6 protein-coding genes are annotated in these 7,699 nt (G+C 54.4%); all 6 read left to right on the forward strand.

Annotated elements, in window-relative coordinates; translation table 11 throughout:
- Entirely contained in the window at window positions 1-3,855 is a 3,855-nt protein-coding gene (gene rpoC, locus V3C63_RS10245) for a DNA-directed RNA polymerase subunit beta' (protein WP_329887728.1), read from the forward strand.
- 83 nt (window positions 3,856-3,938) lie between these two features.
- On the forward strand, window positions 3,939-4,229 hold the full coding sequence (locus V3C63_RS10250) for a L7Ae/L30e/S12e/Gadd45 family ribosomal protein (protein ID WP_329887729.1): 291 nt from the start codon (window positions 3,939-3,941) through the stop codon (window positions 4,227-4,229).
- Between the two features lie 85 nt (window positions 4,230-4,314).
- A complete protein-coding gene (gene rpsL, locus V3C63_RS10255; RefSeq protein ID WP_006598937.1) occupies window positions 4,315-4,689 on the forward strand; it encodes a 30S ribosomal protein S12 in 375 nt (124 codons plus the stop codon).
- A 186-nt stretch (window positions 4,690-4,875) separates the two neighbouring features.
- Window positions 4,876-5,346 (forward strand): 30S ribosomal protein S7, encoded by a 471-nt coding sequence (gene rpsG / locus V3C63_RS10260; RefSeq protein WP_329887730.1) that lies wholly within the window; start codon window positions 4,876-4,878, stop codon window positions 5,344-5,346.
- 33 nt (window positions 5,347-5,379) lie between these two features.
- The gene (fusA, locus tag V3C63_RS10265; protein WP_329887732.1) at window positions 5,380-7,455 is read left to right on the forward strand and encodes an elongation factor G; all 2,076 of its coding nucleotides are present in this window, start codon (window positions 5,380-5,382) and stop codon (window positions 7,453-7,455) included.
- 129 nt (window positions 7,456-7,584) lie between these two features.
- Window positions 7,585-7,699: GTP-binding protein (locus V3C63_RS10270; RefSeq protein WP_329887736.1), on the forward strand; the 115-nt coding region annotated here is incomplete at its 3' end.

Below are 7,699 nucleotides of genomic sequence, written 5' to 3' on the forward strand. Positions count from 1 at the left end.
ATGATCAATCCACAGGAATTAAAATTTAAATCGCTCCAGGTGAGTCTGGCCTCTCCGGAAAAAATTCGGGAATGGTCCCGGGGAGAAGTCAAAAAGCCGGAAACGATCAATTACCGCACCCTCAAACCCGAAAAGGAAGGGCTCTTCTGCGAAAAGATTTTTGGACCCACCAAGGACTGGGAGTGCAACTGCGGCAAATACAAACGCATTCGTCACAAGGGCATCGTCTGTGAAAACTGCGGCGTCGAAGTGACGCGTGCCAAGGTGCGAAGAGAACGCATGGGGCACATCGAGCTGGCTTCTCCGGTTTCCCACATCTGGTACTTCAAAGGGATTCCGAGCCGCATGGGACTTATCCTTGAAATGTCCCCGAAGGAACTCGAACGAGTGATTTATTTCGCATCTTATGTCGTGATTGATCCGGGCGAGACTCCGCTGGCTTATAAGCAGCTGTTGACCGAAAGGGAATACCGGGAAGCCAAAGCGAATTACGGCCGCGCCTTTAAAGCCGGCATCGGCGCCGAAGCCATTAAGGAACTGCTCGAAATGGTCGATCTCGATCAGGATGCGGCGGTGCTCAAAGAAGAGTTGAGCGATGCCAGAGGGCAGAAGCGCATCAAAACAGCGCGTCACCTTGAAGCGGTGGAAGCCTTCCGCAAGTCCAATAACAAGCCGGAATGGATGATCCTCGATGCCATCCCGGTGATTCCGCCGGAATTGCGGCCGATGGTTCAGCTCGACGGGGGGCGTTTTGCCACCTCGGATTTGAACGATCTGTATCGCCGGGTGATCAACCGTAACAACCGATTGAAGAAACTCCTCGAACTCGATGCGCCGGACATCATCGTGCAAAATGAAAAGCGCATGCTCCAGGAAGCGGTGGACGCCTTGATCGACAACGGCCGCCGCGGCCGCGCCATCACGGGCCCGGGCAATCGCCCTTACAAATCCCTCAGCGATATGCTCAAGGGGAAGCAGGGCCGCTTCCGTCAGAATCTGCTCGGCAAGCGTGTCGACTACTCCGGCCGTTCAGTTATCGTCGTCGGACCGGAGCTCAAGATGTATCAATGCGGTCTACCGAAGGAGATGGCCATCGAGTTGTTCAAGCCCTTCGTCATGCACGAGTTGGTCTCCCGGAGCTTAAGCCAGAATATCAAAAGCGCGAAGAAAATGGTGGAAAAGCTGGATCCCATCGTTTGGGACGTGCTGGAAGATGTGATTCACGAGCATCCGGTGCTGCTTAACCGCGCCCCGACCCTTCACCGTCTGGGGATTCAGGCCTTCGAACCGATTTTGGTGGAAGGGCGCGCCATCAAGCTGCACCCGCTGGCCTGCACGGCCTATAACGCCGACTTTGACGGCGATCAGATGGCCATTCACGTGCCGCTTTCGGTGGAAGCTCAGGCGGAAGCCCGTTTCCTGATGATGGCCTGCAACAATATCTTAAAGCCCCAGGACGGGACGCCGGTGGTCGTGCCGACGCAGGATATGATTCTCGGCGCGTATTATATGACCCTTGAGATGAACGATGAGGAAGAAGCCGGACACGGCTCCTTTGCACCGGCGGATATCGAAACGGTGACGTCGGAAAACATTCCGGTGTTTTGTGACGAAGCCGAAATGGAAATGGCTTATGCTAATCATATCGTCGGCCTGCATAAGCGCGTCAAGGTGCGGGAACACCGTGTGATTAACGGAAAAGATCACATCGGTCTCGCCGAAAGCACCGTCGGCCGCTTTCTTTATAACCAAGTGCTGCCCCAGGATCTGGGCTTTGTCGAACGCGATCCCGCTCGCCCGGAAACCTATTTTAAGCTCGAAGTGGACACGGTGGTGAAGAAGGGCGTGCTCAGCGACATCGTCGACCGATGCTTCAGAAAGCACGGCCCGACCGTCACCAGCGAGGTGCTGGACGAAATCAAGCACTTGGGCTACAAGCACTCCACACTTTCCGGAATCACGGTGGGTGTGGCGGATATGCAGGTGCCCGGGAACAAAGAGGAAATTCTCGCGGCAGCCGACGAAAAAATCGACGAAAACCAGATGAATTTCGATATGGGACTGATCTCCGACGAAGAACGTCACAATAACGTGCGCGACATTTGGAACGGTGCCACCGATGAAGTGACCCGGTCGCTGCTGGGAAATCTGGGGCGGCTCAACCCGATTCACATGATGGCGGATTCCGGGGCTCGAGGTTCCGACAACCAGATCCGCCAGCTTGCCGGAATGCGCGGCCTGATGGCAAAAACCGACGGGGATATCGTCGAATTGCCAATTCGTTCCAACTTCCGGGAAGGGCTTAACATTCTCGAATTCTTTTCCAGTTCCCACGGGGCCAGAAAGGGCCTGACCGATACGGCGCTGCGAACGGCCGACTCGGGCTATCTGACCCGCCGGCTGGTTGACGTTTCCCAGGATGTGATCGTCCGGGAAGAAGACTGCGGCACCGAGCACGGTTACGAAGTCCATGCCCTGAAGGAAAACAACGAGGTGATCGAGGGGTTGGCGGAACGCATTGCCGGCCGTTATGCCCACGAAGATGTGTGTGACCCGAACACCGGGGAAGTGCTTGTCGCCAAGGATGAGGTCATCACCCGCGAAATGGCCGAGAGGATTGACAGTCTCGGCATCGAAAGCGTCAGCATTCGGGCCGTGTTTAACTGCGAAGCCAAGCACGGGGTCTGCCGCAAGTGCTACGGTGTCGATCTCACCACCTGGAAGCCGGTGAATATCGGCGAAGCGGTGGGGACCATCGCGGCTCAGTCCATCGGGGAGCCGGGGACGCAGCTGACCATGCGGACCTTCCACGCCGGCGGCGTGGCCTCCGGCGACGACATTACCCAGGGGCTTCCTCGCGTTGAGGAATTGTTTGAATCCCGCAAGCCGAAGGGTCAGGCCATCATCACAGAAATTGCCGGGACGGTGGATATTCAGGAGGGGCGCAAGGTCGAAGCGGTGATCGTCGCGGATGACGGCGCCTCCAAGAGCTACCTGATTCCGTACGGCTCCCGCTTGAAGGTGGCTTCCGGTGACACGGTAACCGCCGGCCAGCCGCTGACGGAAGGCTCCATTAATCCCAACGATATTCTTGAAATCCAAGGCGTTGAAGCGGTGCAGGCATATCTGCTCACCGAAGTGCAGAAGGTTTACCGCTTGCAGGGGGTCCATATCTCCGACAAGCACATCGAGGTCATCATCCGACAAATGCTGCGCAAGGTGAAGATCGAAGACGCCGGCGATACGGAACTCATCACCGGCACCGTTCAGGACATCTTTACCGTGCGGGAAGCCAATGACAAAGTCTACGACGCAGGGCTTAAGCCCGCGACCTTCTCCCGGGACCTGATGGGGATCACAAAGGCGGCGCTGGCCACGGATTCCTTCCTGTCGGCCGCATCCTTCCAGGAAACCACCCGGGTGCTCACCGATGCGGCCATCAAGGCCAAGAGGGATCCACTGATGGGCCTGAAGGAAAATGTGATTATCGGGCAGCTGATTCCCGCCGGGACAGGGGTCGGCACTTACCGCGGCGTCGACATCGAATATGAAGCCGAAGATTATGCGGCGGAAGATGCCGAATACGAAGCCCAGGAGCTGGCCGATGAAGTGGTGATCGATGATTTTGTCGGCGGCGATGGGGAAGATCTCGACGTTTTTATGGATGACGATAACATCCTCGCCAAGACCGTCGAAGAAGAACGGGCGGCCGTCGATAAGGATGCCGAAGAAAATCCGGAACTCTCGAAGGCTTTCGACATGTTCGATATGGATTTCCTGACGGATGACGATAAATCGCAAACGGCCGACGAAGAAACCATTGAATCTTCCGAGGATGACGATCTGCTGGGTTAGGCAAAAAAAGTTTGACTTTATCAGAGAAACGAAGTAAAATGAACAGGTATGCTCTGGCAGAACGGAGCGTGCAGAGGTAACGCATGAATCAATTTGGATTAAGCGCAGAAAGTTTTACGGCCGCACCCAAGGTGGTCGGAATGAAACAGACGCTGAAAAAACTGGCGAATGGCGAGATGGACCGGGTGGTCTTATCCCGTGACTGCGACGATGGGATCGCCCTTCAGGTAAAAGAAGCCTGCGCGGCGGCAAAGGTGCCCTGCGTCACGGCCGGATCGAAAAAAGATTTGGGACGGGCCTGCGGCATCGAACGGCCGGCGGCCGTCGTCGGGTTTGTAAAAGCCCCGGAACCATTGCCGTCCGAAGATCATTAGAACAATGCGTATTAAATCCCGAAGCTGGCCTTTCGGCCGGCTTTGCGGTTTTTAATAAAAATTTAAAGAGGAGGTGCAGCACAGAATGCCTACGATTAATCAGCTTGTTAAACAAGGAAGAAAAACCGCTGAACTGAAAACCAAAACCCCGGCTCTGAAACAGAACCCTCAGAAACGTGGCGTTTGCACGGCAGTTCGTACCGCCACGCCGAAGAAGCCGAACTCGGCTCTGCGTAAAATCGCCAGAGTCAAGCTCGTCAACGGTATGGAAGTAACCGCGTATATTCCGGGAATCGGGCACAACCTGCAGGAGCACTCGATTGTTCTTGTCAAGGGCGGTCGTGTTAAAGACTTGCCCGGTGTGCGTTATAAGATTATCCGCGGCGCCCTCGATACCGCCGGTGTTGAAGACCGCAAGCAAGCTCGATCCAAGTATGGGGCCAAGAAACCCAAAAAGTAGTGCATCGGGCGTGAATGCGCCATCAGCTGCCGCATCTTAATAGAGATGTGGATTGGCCGATTATTGATCTTAATGTAATCAATTTGAGTCGACGAATCGGCTCGAATTTTTGAGATAAGACGATAGCACGACGACATTGGATGTCGAGTACCGATGAAATCTGAATTTTGTTAAGGAGGGAAGTAAGTGCCTAGAAAAGGACCAGTTCCTAAAAGGGAAGTACTGCCGGATCCGATTTACCACAACGTGGTGGTGACAAAGCTCATCAACAACGTCATGTTGGATGGTAAGAAGGGGGTCGCTCAGCGCATTGTTTACGGTGCGTTTGATACTGTGGCAGAAAAAACAGGAAAAGAAGCCTTGGAAGCTTTTCAGGAAGCTTTGGCCAATATCACCCCGGTATTGGAAGTTAAAGCGAGACGTGTCGGCGGGGCCACCTATCAGGTGCCGATTGAAATTCGTGCCGACCGCAAGCAAGCTCTGGCTCTGAGATGGCTTGTTGCGTTTGCGCGTGAACGTTCCGAAAGGACGATGGTGGAGCGCCTGGCCGGCGAAATTATGGACGCCTGCAACAACAGCGGCGGCGCCGTTAAACGCAAAGAAACCATGCATGCAATGGCTGAGGCCAACAAGGCTTTTGCCCATTTCAGATGGTAATTGCGAAAAGCGCAAACCAAATAAGGAGAAATTGTGGCTAGAGAATATAGTTTGGAAAACACTCGGAACATCGGGATCATGGCTCATATCGATGCCGGTAAGACCACGACGACCGAAAGAATTCTCTACTATTCCGGTAAAATCCACAAGATCGGCGAAACCCACGACGGGGCTTCCCAGATGGACTGGATGGAACAGGAACAGGAAAGAGGGATCACCATCACGTCGGCGGCGACGACCTGTTACTGGAAGGGTAATCGCATCAACATCATCGATACCCCCGGGCACGTCGACTTCACCGTAGAGGTGGAACGCTCCCTGAGGGTTCTCGACGGCGCGGTTGCGGTGTTCGACGCCAAGGCCGGCGTTGAACCGCAGTCCGAAACCGTGTGGCGCCAGGCCGAGGAATACCACGTTCCGAGAATGGTTTACATCAACAAGATGGATGTGACCGGCGCCGACTTTTATATGTCGGTGGATACCCTGGTGGATCGCCTGGGAACCAATCCGGTTTGCATTCAGTTGCCGATCGGCGCCGAACACGGATTCGTCGGTATTATCGATTTGATTAAAATGAAGGCCGAAGTCTACAAAAACGAAGACGGCACCGAATTTGAAATGACCGATATTCCGGCAGAGATGCAGGACAAAGCTGAAGAATATCACGAAAAGATGCTTGAACAGCTGGCCGAAGTTGACGACAATTTGATGGAAAAATATCTGGACGGTCAGGAAATTTCCGAAGAAGAAATCAAAGCGGCCATCCGCAAAGGGACGGTTGAACTGAAACTCGTTGCCGTGACCTGCGGCTCTTCCTATAAGAATAAAGGAGTGCAGATGCTCGTCGACGCTATCGTCGACTACATGCCCTCGCCGGTAGACATCCTGGCCATCAAGGGGGTTAACCCAGATACGGAAGAAGATGACGAACGGGTGGCATCCGACGACGCACCGTTCTCTGCTTTGGCATTTAAGATCATGACGGATCCCTATGTCGGGAAGCTCGCCTTTATACGTGTGTACTCTGGGAAAGCGGAAGCCGGCTCCTACGTGCTCAACACATCCAAGGGCAAACGCGAACGCCTGGGCCGTATCCTGCAGATGCACGCCAATCACAGAGCGGAAATCACCGAAGTCTATACCGGAGATATTGTTGCCGCCGTCGGCCTGAAGGACACGGCCACCGGTGATACCCTGTGCGATCCGGATCATCCGATCATTCTTGAATCGATGGAATTCCCAGATCCGGTTATCTCCGTCGCCGTCGAACCCAAGACCAAAGCCGGTCAGGAGAAGATGTCTGTCGCGCTGATGAAACTGGCGGAAGAAGATCCGACCTTCCAGACCCATACCGATGAGGAAACCGGCCAGACCATTATTTCCGGGATGGGTGAACTGCATCTGGATATCATCATCGACCGCATGCTGCGCGAATTCAAGGTGGAAGCCAACATCGGCAAACCCCAGGTGGCCTATAAAGAAGCGATCACCAAGAAAGTGGATGCTGAAGGGAAATTTGCCCGTCAGTCCGGTGGCCGCGGCCAGTATGGGCACTGCCTGATCACCTTGGAGCCGCTGGAAGCCGGCGAAGGCTTTGTCTTTGAAAATAAAGTGGTCGGCGGAGCGATTCCGAAGGAATTCATCGGACCGATCGAAAACGGGATCGCGGAAGCCATGCAGAATGGCGTTGTTGCCGGTTATCCGGTGATCGATGTCAAGGCGACGGTTTACGACGGTTCTTATCACGAAGTTGACTCTTCCGAAATGGCCTTTAAGGTCGCCGGTTCGATGGCTTTCAAAAACGGGATGCGCAAAGCGGCCCCGGTCATCATGGAACCGATGGAAAAACTGGAAGTGCTCGTGCCCGAAGAATACATGGGCGATGTCATGGGCGATATCAACTCCCGCCGAGGCCGCGTCGAAGGGATGGAAGCCCGCGCTAATGGAACGCAGTCCATCAAGGGTGTGGTGCCGCTGGCCGAAATGTTCGGCTATGCCACGTCGCTGAGAAGCAAAACCCAAGGCCGCGGGATCTACACCATGCAGTTCTCACACTACGAAGCGGTGCCGAAATCCATCGCTGAAGAAATCGCCGAAGGCAAGAAATAATCCATCAGATAAAATCGGCCGGGCAGGCCAAGGCCTGACCGGCCGCGATCACAGTGTAGCGTTTGATCTCAAATGATTTCAAACCAGCCTTGACTTGATACTGAAAAATATTGAAAGGAACCACATAAAATGGCAAAAGAAAAATTTGAAAGATCGAAGCCGCATGTAAACATCGGGACCATCGGGCATGTCGACCATGGAAAAACCACATTAACAGCGGCGATCACGAAAGTGCTTCACGGGC

Source organism: Pseudoramibacter faecis (assembly GCF_036289405.1).
Lineage (GTDB): Bacteria > Bacillota > Clostridia > Eubacteriales > Eubacteriaceae > Pseudoramibacter > Pseudoramibacter faecis.